Raw genomic sequence first — 24279 nt, 5'->3', positions numbered from 1 at the left:
TAAAAAATTCATATAACTGTTCTAGCCTTTACTTCTGGGTGTGCTTTCTTTTGCTCCATTGCAAGACCATCCAATAACCAGCGTAATTGCCGATAACTAATTTGTATCGTTCCAGTGTCATTTTCATTTGGCCATTGAAATTTTCCTTTTTCCAATCGACGATAATAAAGCCAAAAACCATTATAGTCCCAGTGAAGAATTTTTAATTTATCTCGCTTTCGATTACAGAACACAAAATAGCTTGATGAAAAGGGATCTAAATCAAATCCCTCTTTCACCAAAGCAGCTAATCCATCAATGGATTTTCTCAAATCAGTACTTCCTTTTGCCAAGTAAACTCGTTCAGCTCTTGTACCAACTAACATGTTGATTTCAACGTCCTAACCACTTCTGAAAGAAAGGCCGGATCGAAACCAGGTTTTACTTCAATTGAAATCCCACTAATTTCAATCCGTAATGAATTTTCAACTGTTTGTGAATGATCTTCTAGGGTAACGGATGCCCATTTTGTAGACTTTCCTTGATTTTTTATTGGATTTTCAATTTTTCTTAACCAGTATTTAAACTGGTGAATACTCCATTGATTTTCCTTGCACCAGTTTACTTGAGTTTGACCGCTTTTACGATAGTCAGCGATTCGTTGTTCCCAAACCTTTCGTAATTCAGGATTCTTAGGCATAAAAAAACCTCCTTCAATTTCATCTTGAGGAGATTATCTCATGAAATTAGCACATCAAGAAGGTGTGCAAGATTTGACGCTTACCTAGCTTCATTAACAAATCCCTAGTGCAAGAAGTTCGCCTAAACAAATACAAAAAAAGCAATGACTCTCCAAATCCACAACCTTTTCGCATTCTTATTTTAGAGAAGATTTTTAGCCTCATAAACAGCTATTATCCAAAAACTTCAAGCTGGATTGATTAAATGAATTTAAAGGAAAAACAAATTCAATTACTTTTTTCTTCCTTAGAATACAGAGAAAAGTGATTTTCCAAAATGGACCTCAAATGTATATTCAACTAAGTCTTGAGACTTATTTATGATGAAATGATTATGGGGCCTGTCCCCCACTACGTGAATGTAATGAGGGAAGACCCCGTATACCGTAAGTTTCTAATCCGTACAATAAAAAATATGGTCTTGATGCGTCTAAAGCCAAGTGATATTGTACTCCCATTTTTCGACTATTAGTACTTTCCTACAGGATGTCAAGCAAAATTCCATCATCATCCTGGTCATTAAAATCCAGAAGAATCAACATGTTGCGCTGGAGTCAGAACACTGTCAATGTAAAATGTATTCAATCCCTCATAGTTAAGATAAAAACCTTGTTCCTTCTGCTACTGCGTACCATTCGCAAGCGTTTCAATCCCTCATAGTTAAGATAAAAACGCGTTTTCAATGATGCGATGCTTTACAGTATTATTGTTTCAATCCCTCATAGTTAAGATAAAAACCCAACAAAAATTGACAAGCTGTTAGAAACCATTTCGTTTCAATCCCTCATAGTTAAGATAAAAACGAAGACATCTTTCTTGACGAAACTGGACGTTTTGAAGGTTTCAATCCCTCATAGTTAAGATAAAAACAAGCGTTAATGAAAAAGAATATATTAAAAAGAATTACTGTTTCAATCCCTCATAGTTAAGATAAAAACAATCCTCCTCGTTTTCAATTTTTTGTGCCACAAACAGTTTCAATCCCTCATAGTTAAGATAAAAACCCCAAAAATCATTGATGGTGCAAGGTTTTGATAATAATGGAAATTTTGTTATTTTCATTTTAGCGTAAACAGTCAATTTTATCAATTCTTTGTTTTCCTTGTATTTTCTGTATTTTTTATATCGTTACTCTGAAAAATGAAGTGTCGTCGATCCCCTGGGATTAGTGCGCTATTGAGGATCGACGACAAAGAAAGAAAACTATTCTATGATTTCAAACATACCGAATCCTTGTGAATTTTTGGCCCCGATGCCGACGTCATACATAAATTTCAAATAAGAAGGCGGAGCTTGAATTTCGTAAGTTCCATTCCATGCATTGATACGAAACTCTTTAAACACTGTAACAACTTTATCTTTTTCCGTTACTTTTATCGGCTTAATAGTTACTCTCTCTGTTGGCTGTTCTTGAAAATAGGCTTGAAACTTATTGCAAAAATTTTTCTCTACCATATCTGAAAAAACAAGATCAAACGGCGAGAAAAAATGCGTTCGCTTTTCACCGTATCGGTTTTCATAAGTGCTATAAACCGTAAGTGGCGATAGCATACGAATTTGATAAGTATGTTTTTCCGCGATCTTTAATGGTTTTACCACTGTCTCCTCGATATGAATCGGCTGTCCGTTTAACATGAATTGTTCTTTCAATAAATAGTTTCTCGCTAAATCCACAATAAGCGAATCTAACATAGAAGAAACATACCATGTTACTTGGTCAAAAAACTCGATTTTTTTCTCATGACGATGAATGCGGTATGTTCCATACAAACGGCTAAATGTAAACATTTTAAACCGCCGCTTTTCCTTCTTATATCCAACGTTATGCAAAAAATCCGCAAGGTCAAAATCTTGAATGGAGCGGTATAAAAATCCTTGCAACACTTCTTCATAGTTGATAGGTAATATAAGGGTTCCATTTTTTGGTCTAAATCGAATCGTAAGCCTCATCTGTTCCTCCTATAAAATGTTGTCTTCTCCACCTTTGCGTAATCCCATCTCTTCCCGCTTCGAATATTTTTGCGTGCGAAACGTATAAAACACTACAGAATCTGTATCGGGATCCATGATGTTCGCCAGCTCCATTTTTAACTTTACATAGTTTGCTTCGGAAATTTCCCCTTCCAACACCGAGTTTTGCACCCAATATAAATATTTCCTTGCGATCTTTAACGCTTTCGCGACACGTTTTTTATCAAAATCATAGACTAGTATCACAAACATAGCAACACCTACCATAACGAGCGATACGGCTCATATTCTTTTTCGCCGAGAAGATGCTTTTGAATTTTATAAAGCTCGAGACGAATGAGACGACGGTATGAGACAGACTTACCAAGATGCCTGTGATTGACTGTTGTTTTCATGCGCTTGTCCAATTCCTCGATAAATTTTCTCCGCCCCTCCTCCGATAACAAAATTCCTTCCATATGTTTGTCAAAATCTTTTTTCGTAATCATCTTTTTATTTACAAGAGTAAAAATGAGGCGATCGACCATAATCGGTTTAAAAATTTCCGCAACATCTAGGTTTAAAGAAAATCTTCTAAAATTAGTCGCGTGCAAAAACCCGATACGCGGGTCTAAATACGTTTTGTAGATTTCACTTAGCACCGTTGTATAGCAAATCTGATTCCCGAAACTAATCATTGCGTTTAAACGATTGAGCGGCGGCCGCTTCGAGCGCTTTTCAAACAAAAAGTCTCGGTTATGATTTAAAATATCATCAAACATGCTGTAATATTTCTCGCGTACATGCCCTTCTGTTGACATCATTTCCTCGACGCTTGTCCATTGTTCCAGTTTCGCCCGGCTTGATTGGAAATCCAAAATCATCTCCTTAAACTTCTCGTTATTGGTTTTAACACGGTTTTGATAATATTTCAGCACTTGTATCATTTGCCCGATCGAACCTTCAATGAATTTTCGCGCTAAAGCAAGACGTTTTTCTGGATTCAAATACGCTTCGGCCTGTTTTAAAATGACGTGACCCGCATTTAAATGCTCGCGCGGATAAAACGTTCCCGTGTAATAGCCGTAATGATTAAAATAGTGAATGCAGATATTTTTTTGTGCCATCAGTTCTAAAAACTTCTTCGTTGCATTCACTTCTCCAAAAATATAAATATCATTGATATCTTCAACAGGAAGCTTCCGTTTACGCTCAGTTGTCTCAAAACAAATACTGTTGTCTTCGCGACTTAGTTCGCCGCTTTGAAAAATATAGAGCGTCTTTTTCATCATGATTCCTCCGCAAAACAATATTCACGATAGGCACAGCTTCGGCAAAATCCTATTTTCTTTGGCTCTGGCGGTACAGGCAAACGGGCGATGCGGCGAATTTCAGCTATCGCCTCTTCCAATACCCGTTTTCCTTCTTCTGTCCATTCCACTTTCGTTACTTTCTTTTCTTTTGGAAATAAAAGCTCCCCTTTTGCCTCAATTCCCATTTTTCGCAATGTGTCAAGATAAAACAATAATTGGTAATAGGCACTTTTTTCGTATGTGGATGATTTTTTTACTTCACCGACAACAAGCGTATCCCCTTCGCGGCGAATGCGGTCCACTTTAATATTGCCGATCAGCATTTCTTTCTTCTGACGCTGATAGCTTGTTTCCGAGATAAAACGGCCAATTTCGAGGTTATCATCCTCTTGGTCGGCGGCGATCTGATGTGTAATCAGCCAAACCTCGCGCTTGCAGATGAAGTAGTACCAAATATGTGTTCCATTTACATCCATTACATAGTCCATGCATTCACCATCTCGCTTGAGCGAATCAGTCCATATTCGCTGTTGTAATATTGGTTTAGTATATCGTTGGATAAATGAATCATTTTCGTTTTTTCGTATAAATCCCGATCCAGATTCTTTACAAGTTTAATCGGAGCGGAAATGACATATTGGCGCACGTCTTTTTTCAAACGCAAATAGTTTTCAAACCGAGTTTCTAAGTCTTTCTCCTCAATCACCTGCTGAATATATTGCTGCCAAATGTCCATCGCTTGATCATCTACTTCGACAAACACATCCACTGCTTGATGCGCGTTTTCAATCAATTGAAATTCCGATACATATTTGGGCTTATTTTTGCTTCCCGACTTATCTTTTGCATCAAATTTTAGTTCTTCCATCGCACTTATAATCCCATCGGAAGCATCGAACGATTTTTTGCCGCGCATTTCAGTAAAATATTGCATAATGATATCAAAAAATTGATGCTCAGATACCGGTGTTTTCGGTAGCACTTCCTTCGCTATATTTGTATGAACACCCTTATACACATATTGTGATTCTAACTTTCCATCTCGCTCAATTGGCGTTATATACACCTTACCAAGTCCATGTAACTTTCCGTTACGATTGCAGCGTCCCGCCGCTTGGACAATGGAATCAATAGGTCCTAAGTCGCGATACACCACGTCAAAATCAACATCGACTCCTGCTTCGACAACTTGCGTTGAAATAACAACAACTTTCTTCTTCTCTTTTAAAAGCTGTCTTATTTGTTCAATGCAGCATTTCCGCTCACAAGGCACAATATTTGTAGAAAGGTAGATTACGTCATAACTGCGTTCTTTTAGCCATTCTTTTATCCCTTCATAAATTTCAATCGATGTTTTAATTGTGTTAAAAATCGCCAAATAAGTTTTTCCATCTTCAAAACGGTTTTGAAACAGTTCCATCCATTCTGCGGGACTGTATGCGCCTTTATCCCCTCCTAGCCAATGAAGCTCGACCCGTTCCATTTCTTTAAAAAAGTCAATTGGCTTTACCATTTCCGATTCCAAAAGTTCAACCGTTTCACCTTCGGGGAAAATAAGCGGCTGCGTTGCTGTTAACAACAAAATTTTGCAGGAAAACAATTCTGCCATTTTGTACAACACGGAACGCAACAAAGGCCAATATTCCATCGGCACGTTTTGAATTTCGTCGAGAATGATAATGCTTCCGGCAATTTGATGGAATTTTTTTAACGCGCGGTTTTCATAGCCAATCAGTGTATAAAACAATTGCACAAATGTCGTGACAATCAGCTCTGCCTCCCAGCTTTCCGTCAGCAACAATGCTTTGCGGAGAGGCAGTTCCTCGTTTTCAGTTTTGTATTGAAACGCAGATAAGTGGTGATGCTTAACTAAATACCGCTGCTCATTTGCATGAAAATCATCCAACTGGCTTAACAAATCACGGACTACTTTTTCATTTTGATCGATAACGCTTGTAAACGGCAGAGCGTAAATAATTTTTGGGGTATAGCCATACTGCCTTTCTGCTTGCTCGCGCCATTTTAAAGCAACCGAAAGCGACAGCAGCGTTTTTCCCGCTCCAGTCGGCGCCGTTAATGTGAACAATCGCTGTTCTGGTTTTGTTTTAAAAAGCCCCTCTATTCGTTCCATCACTACGTTGTACATCCGATTGCGCCACCCGTTCGTCCCCTCTGTCACGTTCACATCAAAATTCGCTTCGCGGTACTGGTCGACAAGATGAGCTGGAATGTGAACACGCGGTTTCCGTTCGATGTTAGCCGCCGATAATTTATCCGCATCAATAAGCACAGAATATAGCAATAGCACATAATAATAAAGTTTCCTCGTCAATTCTTGTTTTCTTCGTTTATCGATCAAATAATATTGGCGGTATACCTCGTCGAACGCTTTTTCATAATTTTGAAGGAAGCTGTGCAGTTCTTCTGAAAGAGACAATGGAATGGACAGTTCATCCCATAAAGGAGATAAATCTTCCACAATCGCAGAAGCATGGTTCTTTATATCATCGATTTGCTGTTTTAATGTAATGACTCGGTAATATAATGAATCTTGCACGGTATTTTCTGCAATATGGCGCGATTTTGTTACATCTAAAGAAATATCGCGCAAATTCCCATGATGGTGCATAACGACGAAGTAGCCTAATAGCGGGGCAAATTCAAACCAAGAAGCATTTAAGTTCACCGGATGGCGCAAAAGATGAGCGGTAAACACGGCAGAAATAAAGGAATGATGATGTAAATCTCCCCTTGCTTCACCTGTTTGCAAATAATCCTGAAAGTATGATAAATATTTACCGAAATCGTGTGACACCGCAACAATTTTTCCTATATATTCAAGCGTCGCCCGATCTCCCTTAGACAACGGCACATGCTTAAGCATATCTTGCAAATATTTGTATACTTCCTTTAAATGTACAGTCAATTTTTTCTCTGGATTATTATGAGACAAATACATATGCTTCACCCCTAGAAATAAAGCAGCGATGAGGTCACCGCTGCCTTACATCCATAAAATGTTTTCTTTTTCTCCCCCATAAGCAACGGATACATACGGTACAGCCGGAATAGCCACTAATTGCCGCGCTCGTTCAAATAAGTAATAGTCTGTTTCTTGAATCATCCGCTCATTTGTAAACTGGCGTGTCATAAATTCTTTTAAAAAGCGAGTTTCCTTTGAAAATTGGATCGATCGCTCACGCAAATTAGGAATTCGCACAACAGAATGGATCGGCACCGCATCACGACTTTCCATTACCGTTCCCTCTGCTTCGGCAACCCAGTTTAACTGCCCAAGTAATTCAGAAAGCCCTAAATACGGCGGATAAACATATCGGCTTGATTGGATTCTTCCCCTCACGCTTTCATAGATAGATCGGTCAGAGTGGGAAAAATAAATGCGGTACCGCACATTGGCTTCTTCTCCCCCGGGAAGTACTAACTCAAGGGGAATTTGCGTATGTCCTCCACTATTGTTTAAATGGGCTTTTGACTTCACAAACATATAATTGACTGTTTGCATCACTTTGCGAATCGGCGTGCGAACAGATAGCGCAATTTGGCATTGATTCGGTGAAAACACTTCATAATAACTGTCGCGCTCCATTCCTAAAATACCAGCGAGTATGCCAACAATCGTTGTTCGCGGCGGAAAAGAGTACGAAAGCGAAGATGAGTTCGTATCGATTTTTCGGAAATGTCCCATCTTCCCGATAAGGTCAAAAATAAGTATCTTCATAAACGTCACCCTTTTTCACAATACAGGAACGAGTTTATCCGCCAACTCGGATGGAACAAGAGCTGTTAGCATCCCTTTTTGTCCTTCATAATTCAACAATAAATTAGAATCTTGCCAGTAATGGATGCGGGCAATTTCACCATTTACTTCCAAAAGTTTATTCACAAGTGCATCAACATGCAAATTAACTTCGGAAATGCTGCGCAGCCCTTCTGTTTCCTCTAAACTCACCAAATCTCGCAAATCGCCGGTAATAAATTCAGGAGAATGATATTCTACACGTAAGTAAAGACGAGGGTATTGTCCGACTTTGCTACGTGTTGCGCTCAATGGAATCGCTTTAACAACCGCTTGATCAAATAAACGGACATCTTCTTTGGTCAATCTCGTATGCACCGCGCGATGACCGCTTATGATGCCATGAAACGCCAAAAATGAATAATAGACACGATAGTCTTTGCCGATATTACCGCCGTCATTTTTATCATCGGAACCGAAATGCGAGGTAATACTTGCCGATTCGACAAGCGTGACTTTATTTAACGAGTAGCCCCAGTTAAACTGAATCGGACCAGTAAACGTCATGGAGCTTCCTTTATCCTCCGATTTAATCGGCATTGTCGCACCGAACATGCGGACATCAGTAAATTGCTCAAGCATCCAGTTTTGTTCCTCTTTTGATAGTTTATTAAGGTTCACTTTTCCATCATACTTTTTCTCAAATAAACGCTTAATACGTTCTGTCGCATTGACCGTTTCTCCATCGACTTTACCTACAAAAATTTCGTTTCCGAGCTGTTCCAAATAATCGCGAATATATCGTTTTAAACGCACATCACTCACTAAGTTTAATGAACGTTCATAATCCATACGCGGACGATTTTCTTCGTCAATATCGCCGTTTGGATTTGTTAACTTCGCATCGTAAAGGAATAAAATATCGCTATTATTCATTTTCATTCCTCCTCGTATATAATTAATGTTAGAAATGATTTTTTAAGAGATTTTGCAGTTTATCCAAATGCCTTGACCAATTGTTTACTATTTGGAAGGAAGAGCTCCCCCCATCTTATCTTATACAGGATTGGACTTTTCGCAGTATTTGGGGAATCTCTTCTTCCTTTCCATTCGTAATACTTTATTTTTCATTTTCAAAATCAGGGTCGGAATTATCCTTTTTGATGCTGTTTAAAATCCGCTTTGTGCCATATGCGTAGCCAGATAACAAATAAAAAACGCTTTCACGATCGGATAAATTCCATTTTCCCTGCAATGCTGAATCAAAGAGACGTTTATGTTCCGCATAAACAGCTTCATTTTGTAAGGAAGCGATTTTAAGTTGTCTCAGCTTTTCAAATACTTCGCTTGAAAGCATCATCAGTTTTTGCTTGTTCATGCCATGATAATTAATCTTCGATAAAATCGGCTTGTTTGCTGTTCTGCCACCCCGGGCTTGTCCGAGCGCTTCTGCTCGTTCATTTGCTTTGCCGACTTGCGCAGAACCAATTCTCGCGATTAAATAGCCAAGCAAAAATAAAGAACTTTGCGCGACATTATAATTCATGGTTTCCATATACTCGACCATATCGGCATCAGGCAAATCATATGTAATCTTTGTCATCTCCCTTTCCTCCTTAATTAAGTTAAGGTTTTGCAGCATTTTTAAGAACAATTGCGCTCGCACCATCGCATTCACTAATCGAAAATCATTGGATTCTTCCTTGTCGTTACTATATTGATAAAGGTTATAGTTAGCATACATATGCACTTTGGCAAGCTGCACAAATTGCGTGATCAACCATTGGTATGAAAGCGTTTTATTTATTAATAGCGACTCATATACTTGCAAAATTTTACGTTTTTCAAAGTTTTCCCCACGTTGAACCCGCATCGGAATTAAGTAATAGATCGATTCCAAGCCGAGATTGAATTTTTCATTGCCAAAAAAGTGTTGTCCTATTTCCCCTGCTTTTCGCATCTCGTAACCTAGTCGGCGCAAATGAGTGAGAGGAACATCGGATAACAGTTTATTCACCTTTAAAGCTGACTGCGCTTTTGTGTAAAAAAGAAAATGTAGCGAAATATGGTTGTCCATTTGATCTTCAAATTCTTTGTAGTCTTCTACGTCTCGATGCAATGCTTCTGCCGTTTCGACTGTTTTTACAGTTCGAACAAACTGGTTAATGCGTTTGCTAATATCTTGAAGCGGAGCATCTTCAAACGGCACATCATATAAAAAGTCTGGGATGATATAACAAGGAAGGCCGCTGAAACGAGTATTGAAGTTGCGGAGAATGTACGCTTCTCCTGCCATAATCGCTTGATAGGCATCTTTGCTGATGGATAAGTTTTTAACGAATGATTTTTTCTCAAGGTCGCTCGCAAAGCTGATTTTATCGTTTATGTAGTAGTTAAATTTCAGTTTTGTCGTTTCTCCTGTCACAAAGTCTTCTTTGTTTGTAAGGGCGCATACTCCCTTTTTCGACTCTTCAAATACACTTAGTTTCTCTGCAATAACAAGCCGTTCATATTCTGGCTGCGAAACTGCGAGCTGTCCGTTAATGGCAAGGGAATACAAGAGGACATCTTTGATGCTAACATTGGCTTCTTTTTCAATAAAAGCTTGAAACTGCTTCGCTGCTTCCTTAACCGCTTTTTTCGCCTCTTTTTCCGTCAATTCGCCGCCAACATATGCTGGATTAAAAACATAGCGGTATCGTTCATCTGATTTTTTGGCCGCGCCAAGATCCAAGAAAAAAACATCTTGTGCTCTCTTTAAAAGAGAATAATAGGAATCCTCTTGATTCCAACGTTCGAGAAGATTTGTAATTGTTTGACTAAGCAAATATTCGACATTGCTCACCGTTCCAAACCATTGTGGGCTCGCTGCTCCATCCGCTGTACCAATCCATAGCAACTCTAATGAGGTAGATTCGCTTATTTCTTTTGGCGTTATTTTGACTTTTTTATCTTTAATAGAAAAGTCGACAATGATTACATATTTAGTTGAATCATATGATCTTGCAATAGGCAGCGTTATTGCTTGAATAACAGCTGGTTTTTCTTCGATTAAATACTTATTTCCAAGGGTGTAAATCGTTTTTATCACCGTCTGCACCTCCTTTAAAGAGGAATATAAATTTTTACAATCCATTTAAATTCTACCAATACCATCTTTTATTTCAATATTTTTTGTATAATTTAACATTTTGTTCAAAACACTAGTGTCGCTTAAATAAATTTTGAATTTTCAGTCTATATTTTTTCATGAAATTGGTAAAAAGTGAAAACACCATAATAAAGGTAGTAAACATCCATTTTTTACCTATAACCTAAGACGAATGAGACAACGACAACTCAACCTTACGGGACACTCTTCCCTTTTATTTTTCGTAACCAAATGTGTGCAGATTTCCATAAAGCTGCTTTTAAATAGCGACTTATTTGTAAATAACTACGATGGCTATTCGTATTCAGCTGTGCTAATACATTTAAGCAATACACAATCATCGCCATGTACACTTGGTTGTGTACTGCTTGTTCACTGTGTCCATAGAACTTTTTAATGTTTAAATGTTGTTTCATCCATTTGAAAAACAATTCAATCGCCCAGCGCGATTTATAGATTTCTGCTATTTCATCTGCACTTATGTCGAAACGATTTGTGAGTAAATGCAGTGTGTTTCCTTTTGTATCAACCAATTTCAGTAAACGGAACGCATTCTCAGAACGATTTTGTGTGGTGCCAATGACCACCATTTCATCAGACAAAACAGATGAATTTTTCGGCAGAGAAAAGGTCTCCAATACACGAACTACAGCGTTTTTCCGTAATCGTGAAACAAAGAAATAGCCATCATCTGTCATACGATCAAAACGTTCATAATCTAAGTAACCACGGTCAAACACGTACAGGCATTCTTTGTCATCAATAAATACCTCTAGTTGACCTCGATCGTGTTCAATGGCGTTCGTCAAAACTGCTTTGTCCGGATATGAGTACCCTTTTTCCATGAAAACCAGGCGCAAGTGTAACTTGACACCTGACTTTGTTTTTCGAAACTCGGCCCACTTATGGTTGGTCAAATTCAGAGGTAACGTACTCGAATCAATGATTTTGAGTGGCCTTGTCATTTTTCTTCGCGTTTGAAAATGAGTTTTCTGATGAATTTGTTCCACTAAATCGAGAAAAATCGTTTGAAAGAAAACGGTTGGAATCACATTGATTCGTCTTCCTAACTGTGAAAAGCTAATCGATTGTAATCCTGTTGCTCGCTGTAATTCTTCGGAGAAGACCGCATCGCTTAATGCACGCAAACTCTCTGTTTCATGAAGCCCTGCATATAAAAGGAGTTTCACAAAAGAAGCCATATAAAGCTTCTTGGTATAGCGATTTAATTGATGGCTTTCCACTAATTCTGTAAATAATGAAGAATTAATCGGTGAAAACCATTGTTCAAAAGATGTTTTTCGTGTAAACTTATTCATGCTATGCTCCTTTATATTGGATTTGGATAGGTTACTACCACCAAACCATTATAAAGGATTTTTTTATGGAGAAGTTTACTAACAGAATATTCTGTAATATTAATCGAATTGTATAATTTTAATGCGACGCTAGTGTGTTCAAAAATACAAATAATTTCCTAAACTGGCTTAATGTCTTCTAAATATCCAATCATCCTTTTTTATTTCTTCATGTAAGTAAATTTTTTCGATATTTTCCTTACACCATTTCCCTCTTCTATAATTGATATAGTCGACACATTAACAATTGTTCTTTCAAATATTTTTACACCTCCTCATTTTTTATATAATTACATTATCAATTAAATTTTATTTATTCAGAAAATTAATGTCAAGAATTTTTTGTTATTTATAAAAATAAGATATCTCTGAAACGATTTGGAATCAATAGAGATATGTTTCACCTAAAAAAAAGACTGAATATTCAGTCTTTATGTGAGAAGAGAAAATTTCCTTATTCCTTTATGATTAAAATATTCTTCAAACATACATACGTTGAAGGGCCTTCTGTGCTTCGACAAATCCTCTTAACTTTCACCTTACCTATTTCTCAAATCTTGGATACTACTTGATCGTTTACTCCATGGTATTGGTCGTGTACATCACACTCTGAATACTGCTTATATGAATCATAAATTTGGTCTAGCCAAATGCTTGACACAAAAATTTTTATACATCATCTTTGCTATGAAAATTATATTTAGTCCTAAGTAGGTAAGATAATAATTACATTATCAATGTTTCAATGCTTTAATAAGCTAAGATATGGAAAATGATAACTATAATATTTATTATATCATTAGCATTGCATAAATATAGTTAGAATTTTCTGTTAATTAGCTTTTGTGAATTTGTGCCAAAAAGACAAAACCTAAAGAAAGGTGGCACTGCCCATTTGGTAAATATATACAGTTAAACCAGAGCGACAACGACAAAAGGGAGATTATGGACTGGCTCGCCCATCAAATTTTCGCAACCAAACATAAGCTGGTTTCCACAGAGCTCTCTTTAACCAACGAGTAATTCGAAGTAGGGATTTCTTACTTTTCATCTCCAATTGAATGAGAACATGTAAGCAATACGTGATCAGGGCTAAGAAAATTTGATTTTGAATAGCTGTTTCACTCATTCCATAAAAGTGCTTAATTTCTACGTGTTGCTTGAGCCATTTGAAAAAGAGTTCAATAGCCCAGCGAGATCGGTAAATATCACTTATCTCTTCTGGTTTTAAATCAAATCGGTTGGTGATGAAACGAAGTAAGTTCCCTTTTGTGTCCATAACTTCTAGTAGACGAAAGACATTTTCAGTACGATTTTGTGTGGTACCAATGTAGACCATTTTATCGGATAGAACGTGACAATCATCAGGAAGTGAAAATGTATAGACTTCACGAATGACTGCGTTTTTCTTCAGTCTTGAAACGAAGAAATAGCCATCATCTGTCATCCGATCAAAACGTTCATAGTCCACATAACCGCGGTCAAACACATACATGGCTTCTTGATCATCCACTAGGACTTCGAGTTGATTTCGGTCATGTTCTTTTGCTGTCGTAATCACTGCTTTTTCAGGATAGACGGTGTCTTTATCCATGAAAACGAGCCGTAAGTGTAGCTTTACACCAGCTTTTGTTTTCCGGAATTTTGCCCATTTATAATGGGTCAAATTCAACGGGAGTGTACTTGAATCAATGATTTTCAGTGGCATATTCTTTCCGTTTTGATAATGGTACCGTTGAATTTTCCAAACAAGATCCAAGAACAAACTTGCAAGAATTAGTGGGTGGATCTGATTGTTTTTTCGGGATAGCTGAGAGGCACTTATCGATTCAAATCCGAGTGCTTTTTGAAGATCTTCGTCTACAAGTGCATCACTCATTTCCTCTAAGCTCTTAAATTCGAGCAGCTGGGCTACCAATAAAAGTTTAATATAGGCTTCTGTTGTCAGCTTTTTTGTGTAATAGTCCTGTTTCAATTCTTTGACTTGTTCGCTAAGTTTTTGAATATTTATGGGTGAAACCCATTTACCAAATGATGAAATTAGTGTATTCTTGTCCATAACGCTTATCCTTTACGATTGGATTTGGACAGGAACCACCTGTACTTCCATTGTAAAGGATTTTTTTGTTTCGAAATCAATAAAAAATTGAACATTCTTAGTATTTTGAATCATCAGATTTAATTACTGCAATGCTAGTGTTATTATATATTAAATGAAATATTTTAACAAGCCAATCGCATACTAACAATATGACGCACATGCAGTAGGATTGGGAAATAAAATGGTACCTATTATAACTGAATACCCATGTGTTTTCAAACCTTTTATTTTGAGAAGATGAAAGTACGCCCAATCTTATTTGAAAAAGACATGTATTAAAAATCGTTTCTATAAACCTAGGTACGTTGCGGAAATACGGATGTCTCATTATTCCATATCGTTGTCATCATTGTTTTTTGTGTATAGTACCGTACTGTTATCTCCATGGATGATCGATCTTATCCTTTCTGAGCCTTGATTAATACGTCTTTTCCTCCAACTACGCTGGATGGATAACTACTATGGTCGATTTTAAACTGATCTCCGTTCAGTAAAATAATAGGAGTAATGGTGTTGTACCCTTTTTCGCCAATTTGATCAATGGCGAATTGTGCGATAAGATCTCCTTTTTTGATTTTGTCTTTAGGTGAAACTTTTATTTCAAAGCCTTCTCCTTTTAAGTTCACTGTTTCTAGTCCTAAATGAATCAACAGCTCTGCTCCTTCATCTGAACGAAGTGTAATGGCGTGCTTGGTTGGGAATACATCGACGATTTCACCGTCAACCGGGGAATAGACATCTCCGCTTGTTGGTTGAACAGCAATGCCGTCGCCCATCATTTTTTGAGAGAAAACTTCATCAGGCACTTCTTCCAATGAAACAACCTTTCCTGATAATGGCGCTACGAAACTAATAGTTGATTCTTCTTTATATTCGTTTGTTTCCTGATTCATGATATCTAAAATTTGATTTTTTAACGTGTCTGAAGTAGGTCCAAATATTGCTTGAACTCCATTTCCTACCTCCAATACGCCTGAAGCACCAAGAGCTTTCAGTTTTTCTTTATTAACAGCGCCTTTGTTTTTTACACCTACTCTTAAACGTGTAATACATGCATCAAGATTATTGATATTTTCTTTTCCGCCAAGTGCTGCTAAGACTTCATACGCTTTTTGATTGACAACAGATTCATCACTTTTTCTATTTGTTTTTTCTTCGTAATCTTTTCTAGTATAAAGTCTGTTCGAATCTTCATCTCCGCGTCCTGGTGTAAGAAGATCCCACTTTTTAATAGCCCATCTGAATACAACGTAGTAAACAACAGCCATTGCCAGACCAACGATAATGACATACCACCATGGCTCTCCAACACCAGGTAATATACCAAATAAGATAAAATCAATGATTCCGGATCCGCCGGCATATCCAACATTCACATCTAAAACATACATCAGCATAAATGACAGCCCTGCCATTAATGTGTGGAAAACGTATAATAATGGCGCTACGAACAAGAACGTGAATTCAAGCGGCTCTGTAATTCCTGTAAAAAATGCTGTTCCCGCAGCAGTCAATAATAAGCCTGCTACAGCTTTTTTGTTTTTCGGTTTTGCCATGTGATACATTGCTAACGCTACCGCTGGCAGACCAAACAGAACAAACGGGAATTTCCCTGCCATAAATCTTCCTGCTGTTATTTCAACGGCATCATTTACTTGTTTATCCGCAAGCTGAGCCATATACATTGCCGTATCCCCGGAAACGACAGATCCAGCAAGTGTTGTATACGTTCCGCCAACTTCCGAAAAACGAATTGGGATATAGAAAATATGATGCAATCCAAACGGAATAAGGGCACGTTCTACTAGTCCATAAATGAACATGTAAAGTGGCGGCGTATTTTCTCCAGATAAGGCAGTTCCAAGTGCATAAATGCCGTCTTGTACATGCGGCCAAACAAAGGCCAAAATCAGTGCAATAATGATTGAATAACCTGCTGTTATAATAGGAACAAATCGTGAACCGCCGAAAAAGGATAGCATTTCCGGCATTTTGAAATCATGATATTTTTCATAAAGAACTGCTGCTACAAACCCGATGATGATACCGCCAAAAACACCGATTTGAAGTGTCGGGATCCCTAACTCAAGTACACGCCCTGGTTCCGATACGTTTTCCGGCGTGATTCCAAGGACAATCCCGATAACGGTATGCATAACTAAATAACCAACAAGAGCTGATAAGGAGGCTGCCGCTTTTCCACCGGTCCAGCTCCCCGCTATACCGATAGCGAACAAAACACCTAAGTTCCCAAATATCGCTTTTCCTGCACCCTTCATTAAATCAGAAATCGTTTTCCAAAATCCTAAATCTAAAAAAGGCAAATATTCGATTAAATATGGAGATTGTAACGTTGTACCGATTCCCAACAATAAACCGGCTGCAGGAAGCAAAGAAATTATAACCATAAAAGTTTTGCCAATTCTCTGAAAGAAATCAAAGTTAAATACCTTCTTCATTTCATAGCTCCCCTCCTAGATAAGATATAGAAAGCGGATACATTCCAGCTATTTTTCAAGCAGGGAGTCATAACGGCTCCCTGCACGGACAAGTTATTATCGCAATTCCGGCCAGTATTCTTTATTGGCTTCGACTAAGGCATCCAATACCTCTCTTGCTTTTGCTGCAGATACCACTGTACGATTTAAAGTTAAAGCTTGCAGCGCTTTGGCGTATGAGCCTTCCATATATGCTTCCACAGTAAGTTTTTCATACGCATATTGCCCTTCAATCAATCCTTTATAGAATGTTGGAATTTCTCCAACTGCGTATGGTCTAGGCCCGTTTGAGGTTATACTTGCAGCCACTTCAACCATCGCATCATCCGGCAAATTGCTGATGATTCCATCATTTTTCAAAATGACAATAAAATTGTCGCCTTTGTTGTATGCAATGGATTCTGCAACAATTAAGATAAACTCGCCATGCGCATCATTTGCTACTACGTTGGAATCTTTTGCGGTTCCTGTTTCAGCAACGCGCACACAATCTTCAAATACGCGTTTCTCTCTTCCGGCTTGTACTTCATTTGCACGCGTAAAATCCGGATTCAATTTTTTCAGCACTTTATCTGGATATAAATAATACTGTAAATACGTATTCGGCAAATAGTCCGGAAAATCTCGCACCATTTGCTGCACCATGGCATACGTTTCGAGCCATGATTTATCCCTTTGCTCGTAGTCAGCCGGACGGAAGCCGTTTTTCAAAATCATTTCCCTTAACTCAGGCAATTTGTCATTGCCTTGCGGATCATATAAATGAGTAAACCAGCCAAAGTGATTTAATCCGAAGTATACAGGATCAAAATCACGTTCATTCATATTTAATAAACGGCCGTACGAACGAAGCAAGTTTTCAGGCTGGTCGCAAATATTGAGGATTCTTTTATCATCAGGAAACATTTGCTGTAACGCAATCGCAACGATAGCAGCAGGATTTGTGTAGTTTAAAATCCATGCGTCTTTCGTTTTGCTTCTGACATCCTTGACCAATTGAATCATATCGCGGATCGATCTCATACCGTAAGCAAAACCGCCCGGCCCACATGTTTCCTGACCGATAACCCCTAGTTTCAACGGGATCTTTTCGTCTTTTTCACGCATTTCATAGCCGCCAGTACGCATTTGCACAAAAACAAAATCGATATCTTCCGTGAATGCTTCCTCTTTATCTGTTGTATAGCTAAAATGAATGTCAGGGTACTCTTCTTTAAAGAGCACTTTCGCAAATTCGCCAATTATTTTTTGGCGTTCGTAATTGATATCATACATGACCAATCGGTTGATCGGGAAAGTATCTTGACGCGAGCAAATTGCTTTTAAAAGCCCTGGCGTCCAAGTACTCCCCCCGCCAACAATAAGTACATTGAATTTTTTCATTGTGTTTCAGCTCCTGGTAGTAATTTTTCATGTAACTGCTTCTACCGATATCTTAACGAACGAAAAAACAAAGACAGGAAAAATTTCATTTTATGAAACTTTTTTCATGGTCATTTATAATAGAGCATACAATAAATATGAAATCCGGAGTGATTCGATGTACAACTTTATGGCTAAATTATTAAACTTCATTGAATCTTCAACAGACCAAACAAAATCAGAAATCATTATTGCCGAATATATTTTGAGGAATGTGGAAAAAATCCCGAAAATGTCCATTTATGAATTAGCTGAAGCGTGCCATACATCACCTGCAACGATCACCCGATTTTGTCAGCGCTTTGAAAATATTACGTTTAAAGAGCTTAAAGAATATGCCAGATCATTTATTGAATTTAATGATACCGAAGTAGACTATCAAAACCTTAAAACGAAATTTAATCTAAAACAAATAAACGAATATTATGACGAATTACATGCTTCTCTGAAGCAAACAGAGCAATTTCTCCGCTCAAAGGAAATCATTCAAGTTGTTCACGAAATCCATCACTCAAAAAAAGTTGCTTTTTTTGGGGTAACATTTTCGCATCTCATTGCAAGAAATGCACAATTCAAATTTATTCGTCTGGGCAAATATGCTACTGCGTACAGCAACCATGAAAATCAAATTTCCGAAGCAGAATCACTTACGCCCAGAGATTTAGCCGTTGTCATTTCTTTTTCCGGAGAAACAAGATTTATCGTTCAGCTAGTAAAGGTATTAAAGAAGAGAGGCATTCCTATCGTTGCGATTACAGGCAATGAAAAAGGCTATTTAGCACAGAATGCGAAACAAATCATCAAAGTGAGCAGCTGCAAACTAGAATCCTTTAAATCACCTATTTTGGAAGAAATCAATATGCTGAGTGTAATTAATTCCATTTATCTCGTTTACTCTATCGTTTTTAAAAATTCGGAAGGATATCAGACAAACAAAGGAGGCAGCTAAAATGAATATTGTCGTAGCACCTGATTCTTTTAAAGGGAGTCTGACCTCTTCTCAAGCAGCAAATATTATGAAACAAGCAATACTTGACCTTCATTATGGTGATACAGTAAGAACAAAGCCAATGGCTGACGGTGGAGAAGGAACAGTCGATGCATTGTTAGCCTCTTCAGCCGGGGATCGCATTGAGGTAACCTGTACAGGCCCCTTGGGCAAAAAAATAAAAACATATTATGCCATCCTCGAAAATAATACGGCTGCTATTGAAGTTGCCAATATCGCTGGGCTTGTCCAAGTGCCTCCTTCACAACGAAACCCGGATGTGACCACTACTTTCGGACTTGGCGAAGTGATGAAAGATGCATTGGATAAAGGCTGTAAATCGTTTATTATCGGGCTTGGCGGCAGTGCTACAAATGATGGGGGCCTTGGCTTTTTACAGGCGCTTGGCATGAAAGCTTGGGATAAAGAAGGAAAAGAAGCGGGGATTTTCGGAAAAGATTTATTGGAGGTCAATCAAGTAAGTTTCGACCGTTTGGATCCGAGATTGGAACATATTACAATAAAGGTTGCTTGTGATGTGGACAATCCGCTATGTGGTGAAAAAGGTGCCAGCGCAGTTTACGGACCGCAAAAAGGTGCCAGCAGCAAACAAATACCGATTTACGACGAAGCATTGGCCCGATTTGCTGCTCTTATTGAGAAGCAGCAAGGAAAAGTCTTCAATAACGTGAAAGGTGCAGGGGCAGCAGGAGGCTTGGGATTTGCATTCCTTGTACTAGGCGCAAAGCTTATATCCGGTGCTGAGCTTGTAGCAGAAGCTTCGAACTTGAAGGAAGCAATAGAGCAGGCGGATCTTGTCATTACAGGAGAAGGACAAAGCGATGAACAAACATTATACGGAAAAGCGCCCGGCTATATCGCTGATCTCGCTCAAATATACGGAGTTCCAACGATATTAATATCCGGCTCGCTTGCAGGCAATTTGGATGTGCTCCGCAGCAAATTTCACGGAGTCTTTTCGATTATTACTAAACCATTGACGATTGAGGAATGTATGGATCAGGCAAAACAGCTATTGTACAATCAGACGAAGCAAGTGATGCATCTTATTCACTCTTTGAAGATATAATCGGATCCAGGTTTTCGCTTTTATAATCCAGATGGGGAAATTTTTTTTCGGATTTTTATGTTGAATACTGCAAAAATAACTTTCCCCTTATTCCATCTCAATTTTATCTAGAAGGTTGACCGGCAAATCTCCAAATTTCCACATTAGAGAGGCATCTAAGATCTTGTTCAACATCTAAGATGCCTCTTTTGTAATGAAGGTAAAAGAATAATAGATGTATTCCATTAAGCACCGACAATATCTTCACAATTTTGTGTTAAATTATCGAATACAGATCATTTTCCTCACGATCATCCATGTTGTCTTTAAACAAGTCTATAATGCTTCCTGCACGTTTAAACGGTTCTTTCAACTTTTATTCCATAACTCCGTTTTTAACCCATATACTTTTCTTCTTGGTGCTGCAAATGCTAAAGTTCTTTAATGATTTCGACTTCGATGTTAAACAACCGTTCCGTTAAACTATTTCCTTCCATTCCTTTTGGATTTTCGCAGAAAAACTCAAAATTGCCAAAAAGGTGAATGCGTATTAACTTCTCCAATCCTAGTAAGTCTTTATATAAGCGTGTTCTGAACCGAATTATTTGCCAAAAATTTGATGTCGAACGTCCTTTCTTGAAAAAACACGAGATTGACGACTTCCGGAATATCGACTTCAGTATCGAGTTTATCGGCTGATACAGCAATTTGCGTCAGAAAAATGATCGATTAACATTAGATACCAGTTGACGCTGTAATCAATAACCATTGCAAATCCGTCCTTATTCTCAGAAAACAGTTGATCAAAGCGCTCACTATCCGTTCTGTATGATGATTTTCGCAAAAACAATCGTTTTCTGCCTTCAACTCGAATTTATGTTTTATTAAATTTTTCAGTACAGTATCAATTAATAAGTCCATTCGTTTAGTGCTTTTAACGCTAAGGGGGTGAAAACATTTGTTGTGTGATATCCACAAAATTGATCTCTAGTTGATAAATTCCTTCTTTGATCAAGCTATGCCGATCTCTTCGCATGTCTAGAAAATGCACGAATAAATTGTCATCCGATTAAACGCTATGTGCAATCTCTTCACGCATCGTTCCGTTTTTAGCAAAATTTATATGCCATGAAAGAGCTTTTTCTAAAACATGTGGTGTATGCCCTCCTCTTGCAAGAGCTTCCTGATAATATTCACGAAGCTGGTCGCGATACATCGGATGGGTGCAGCGTTCGATAATCAGTTCCACACGCTCTCTTGGCGCCAAGCCCCGGAGATCCGCATACCCTTGCTCGGTGACGATGACATCGACGTCATGCTCCGTATGGTCAACATGGGAGACAAAAGGAACAATACTTGATATGTTTCCGTCTTTCGCTATTGATTTTGTCACAAAAATCGCCAGGCGGGCATTTCTTGCAAAATCACCGGATCCGCCAATGCCGTTCATCATTTTCGTTCCAAGTACGTGGGTTGAATTGACGTTGCCGTAGATGTCCACTTCCAATGCTGTGTTAATGGAAATCAAACCGAGCCGGCGAATAATTTCAGGATGGTTGGAAATTTCCTGCGGTCTCAGCACTAAACGGTCGCGGTATTTCTTAAAATTCGAGAAAACGTCCTTCATTTTCGGCTCTGAAAGGGTAATCGAACAACAAGAGGCAAAACGGACTTTGCCCGCATCTATCAAATCAAAGACTGCATCCTGCAATACTTCAGAATACACCTCTAAATCCTCAAATTCTGAATCCAGCAAGCCATGAAGAACTGCATTGGCGACGGAACCGATGCCTGACTGCAGCGGGGCCAAACGTTCCGTTAACCGGCCGGCTTTAATTTCTTTACGCAAAAACTCTATCAAATGCTGCGCCATAATGACTGTTTCTTCATCCGGAGGCACAATTGTCGACGGTGAATCCAGCTGATTGGTAAATACAATTCCTTTTACTTTCTCGATATCAATCGGTATTCCGATCGTACCGATTCGATCATTCGATTTTGTCAGCGGAATTGGTTTTCTTTCCCCTTGTTTCTCCGGTTCATACAAATCATGCACTCCTACTAAGTCTGCAGGCTGTGCCATATTAATCTCTATAATGATCGATTTTGCGTGCTGGGCAAATGTCAACGAGTTTCCAATGGAGGTTGTCGGAATAACCATTCCATCTCTTGTAATAGAAACCGCTTCCAAAATTGCAAAATCGATTGGATACATAACATTTGAGCGCACTAATTCAGCAGTATGGGACAAATGCTGATCGACAAATAAAAATTCTCCCCGATTGATTCCTTTTCTCATCGTAGGATCTGCCTGAAAAGGAAGCCTCTTGCCTAAAATGCCAGCTTCAGTGAACATTTTATCGATATCAGAACCTAAAGAGGCTCCTGTATACACATTTACTTTAAACGATTCTCGCTCTGCACGTTTTACCAACGCATATGGAACCGCTTTCGCATCACCCGCGCGTGTAAATCCGCTTAACCCTAAAGTCATCCCGTCTTTGATCCATGATGCGGCTTCATCAGCTGTGACTATTCGATCGCGCAAACGCAAATCTTCAATCCTTTCCAATTTATTGTCCATTTCCCCATCATCTCCCCTTTAATGAATTTAAAATTTATTTTACCGATAAAAGTTAATGGGGCAAGGTTTTGGGGATAAGTGACCGAAAATTCAGATAAACAACTTAATTTCTATACTAAAACAGAACGATTTTGTGAACTACCCTCCACTTACCACTCTTGCGGGTCGCTTGAAGTGGGGGCTTCTCGGGTAATCCTATCTATTGACGGGAAATTGACCGAGCTAACCCTCTCGTTCCGAAAGTTATTATTCTTTATGCTAATATGCGTAATCCTTCATTTTTGATATTGATTGCTGAATTGTGATCACGATCTAATACAAAACCGCAAGAACATTCATATACACGTTTAGATAATGGCATTTCTTTTTCCTTGCCACAACAAGAACATTTCTTAGTAGAAGGGAACCACTTATCGATTTTTACAAGTTGTTTCCCTTGTTCTTTTAGCTTGTATTCTAAGAAAGTAGTGAACATACCCCAGCCATTATCATGAACACTTTTTCCAAAATTGAGGGCTTGAGACATTCCTTTCATGTCTAAGTCCTCAATGATAACTGCGTCATAGGTTGATGCTAATTCTTTTGATTTATGGTGAAGAAAATTCTTGCGTTGATTGGCAATTTTCTCTTGTAACTTTGCTACTTTCAAACGTTGTTTTTCCCAACGTGCAGAACCTTTTTTTCTGCGAGAAAGAATTCGTTGTGCTTTTGCCAGTTTGTCTAATGCTTGTCGATAGTACCGTGGGTAATTGGCTTTCTCACCCTGTTCACTCTCGACATATAGACCGTCCATAGCAAAATCTAAGCCAACTACTTTTTGAATCTTTACTGACTGAATATCTTTCTCGTATTCTGTCAAAATCGAAATATAATATTTACCTGTCTTTGTTTTAGAAATAGTACAAGATTTGATTTTATAATCAGCAGGTATTTCTCTATGTCGGTTCATTTTCATTGGCTTTTTGATTTTTGGTAGTTTGATATGACCATTTTCTAGCTTAATATTGCCGTTGACCATATTGGTTGTGTAAGATTGTTTATTTTTCTTGCTTTTGAATTTAGGAAACTCCGCACGACCTTCAAAAAAGTTCTTATAAGCATTTTGCAAATTGATCTGTGCGTTTGCTAAAGCTAAAGAATCCACTTCTTTTAGGAATGGAAATTCATCTTTGTATTTCGCTGGTGTCGGGAATGCTTGTTGTTTAAGCGTTTCTTTATCGTTTTTGAATTTCTCATACGTTTCCTTACGTTCTTCCAGCATCTTATTGTAGACAAAGCGAACACAACCAAATGTTTTGGCTAATTGGATTTTCTGTTCTTTATTCGGATACAAACGAAATTTGAAGGCTTTGTTTTGTTTGGCCATATC

General features: G+C 38.2%; 18 protein-coding genes and 1 CRISPR repeat array. Of the genes, 2 read left to right on the top strand and 16 right to left on the bottom strand.

From position 1 onward, the window contains the following. Positions 1-8 precede the first annotated feature (8 nt). The 14 genes from tnpB to NSU19_RS04090 all read right to left on the bottom strand — a co-directional run bounded on the left by tnpB (position 9) and on the right by NSU19_RS04090 (position 18230). Positions 9-365, bottom strand: coding sequence for an IS66 family insertion sequence element accessory protein TnpB (tnpB, locus tag NSU19_RS04155; protein WP_003352857.1), 357 nt, complete (start codon positions 363-365; stop codon positions 9-11). Continuing rightward, a complete protein-coding gene (locus NSU19_RS04150) occupies positions 359-679 on the bottom strand; it encodes a hypothetical protein (protein ID WP_003352856.1) in 321 nt (106 codons plus the stop codon). The genes tnpB and NSU19_RS04150 overlap by 7 nt, the downstream gene beginning before the upstream one ends. 618 nt (positions 680-1297) lie before the next feature. Then, positions 1298-1723: a CRISPR direct-repeat array (repeat unit 28 nt; unit sequence TTCAATCCCTCATAGTTAAGATAAAAAC). Between the two features lie 199 nt (positions 1724-1922). Then, positions 1923-2669, bottom strand: coding sequence for a CRISPR-associated endoribonuclease Cas6 (gene cas6, locus NSU19_RS04145; protein WP_339198934.1), 747 nt, complete (start codon positions 2667-2669; stop codon positions 1923-1925). Between the two features lie 9 nt (positions 2670-2678). Next, complete coding sequence (cas2, locus tag NSU19_RS04140; protein ID WP_144597293.1) at positions 2679-2942, bottom strand: CRISPR-associated endonuclease Cas2; 264 nt, start codon at positions 2940-2942, stop codon at positions 2679-2681. 8 nt (positions 2943-2950) lie between these two features. Next, complete coding sequence (gene cas1b, locus NSU19_RS04135) at positions 2951-3958, bottom strand: type I-B CRISPR-associated endonuclease Cas1b (protein WP_339198931.1); 1008 nt, start codon at positions 3956-3958, stop codon at positions 2951-2953. Then, complete coding sequence (gene cas4 / locus NSU19_RS04130) at positions 3958-4470, bottom strand: CRISPR-associated protein Cas4 (protein ID WP_339198929.1); 513 nt, start codon at positions 4468-4470, stop codon at positions 3958-3960. Before cas4 ends, cas1b begins: the two co-directional genes overlap by 1 nt. After that, complete coding sequence (gene cas3 / locus NSU19_RS04125; protein WP_339198927.1) at positions 4458-6941, bottom strand: CRISPR-associated helicase Cas3'; 2484 nt, start codon at positions 6939-6941, stop codon at positions 4458-4460. The genes cas4 and cas3 overlap by 13 nt, the downstream gene beginning before the upstream one ends. A 45-nt stretch (positions 6942-6986) precedes the next feature. Then, entirely contained in the window at positions 6987-7721 is a 735-nt protein-coding gene (cas5b, locus tag NSU19_RS04120; protein ID WP_339198925.1) for a type I-B CRISPR-associated protein Cas5b, read from the bottom strand. A gap of 15 nt (positions 7722-7736) precedes the next feature. Beyond that, a complete protein-coding gene (cas7b, locus tag NSU19_RS04115; protein WP_339198922.1) occupies positions 7737-8675 on the bottom strand; it encodes a type I-B CRISPR-associated protein Cas7/Csh2 in 939 nt (312 codons plus the stop codon). A gap of 184 nt (positions 8676-8859) precedes the next feature. Further along, complete coding sequence (locus tag NSU19_RS04110) at positions 8860-10830, bottom strand: TIGR02556 family CRISPR-associated protein (protein ID WP_339198920.1); 1971 nt, start codon at positions 10828-10830, stop codon at positions 8860-8862. 254 nt (positions 10831-11084) lie between these two features. After that, positions 11085-12209: an IS4 family transposase gene (locus tag NSU19_RS04105; RefSeq protein WP_339198918.1), complete on the bottom strand. Its 1125-nt coding sequence runs from the start codon at positions 12207-12209 to the stop codon at positions 11085-11087. Between the two features lie 982 nt (positions 12210-13191). After that, positions 13192-14307, bottom strand: coding sequence for an IS4 family transposase (locus tag NSU19_RS04100; protein WP_339198915.1), 1116 nt, complete (start codon positions 14305-14307; stop codon positions 13192-13194). A gap of 440 nt (positions 14308-14747) precedes the next feature. Continuing rightward, positions 14748-16808, bottom strand: coding sequence for a glucose-specific PTS transporter subunit IIBC (ptsG, locus tag NSU19_RS04095; RefSeq protein WP_339198913.1), 2061 nt, complete (start codon positions 16806-16808; stop codon positions 14748-14750). 96 nt (positions 16809-16904) lie between these two features. Next, positions 16905-18230, bottom strand: coding sequence for a 6-phospho-alpha-glucosidase (locus tag NSU19_RS04090; RefSeq protein WP_339198910.1), 1326 nt, complete (start codon positions 18228-18230; stop codon positions 16905-16907). 157 nt (positions 18231-18387) lie between these two features. Between NSU19_RS04090 and NSU19_RS04085 the strand changes: the two genes are divergently transcribed. Then, positions 18388-19218: a MurR/RpiR family transcriptional regulator gene (locus tag NSU19_RS04085; protein ID WP_339198907.1), complete on the top strand. Its 831-nt coding sequence runs from the start codon at positions 18388-18390 to the stop codon at positions 19216-19218. 1 nt (position 19219) lies between these two features. Further along, positions 19220-20347 (top strand): glycerate kinase, encoded by a 1128-nt coding sequence (locus NSU19_RS04080; protein ID WP_339198905.1) that lies wholly within the window; start codon positions 19220-19222, stop codon positions 20345-20347. 1048 nt (positions 20348-21395) lie between these two features. On the opposite strand, the gene NSU19_RS04075 is transcribed toward NSU19_RS04080, so the two are convergent. After that, complete coding sequence (locus tag NSU19_RS04075; RefSeq protein WP_339198902.1) at positions 21396-22910, bottom strand: acetyl-CoA hydrolase/transferase family protein; 1515 nt, start codon at positions 22908-22910, stop codon at positions 21396-21398. A 253-nt stretch (positions 22911-23163) separates the two neighbouring features. Beyond that, positions 23164-24276, bottom strand: a complete 1113-nt coding sequence (locus NSU19_RS04070) for an RNA-guided endonuclease TnpB family protein (protein WP_003353586.1) — start codon at positions 24274-24276, stop codon at positions 23164-23166. Positions 24277-24279 lie beyond the last annotated feature (3 nt).

Origin of the sequence: Aeribacillus sp. FSL k6-2211, assembly GCF_037966125.1 — a bacterium.
Classification (GTDB): domain Bacteria; phylum Bacillota; class Bacilli; order Bacillales; family Aeribacillaceae; genus Aeribacillus; species Aeribacillus composti.
The sequence above is the reverse complement of the archived record's forward strand: the minus strand, read 5'-3'. Positions and strand labels throughout refer to the sequence as shown.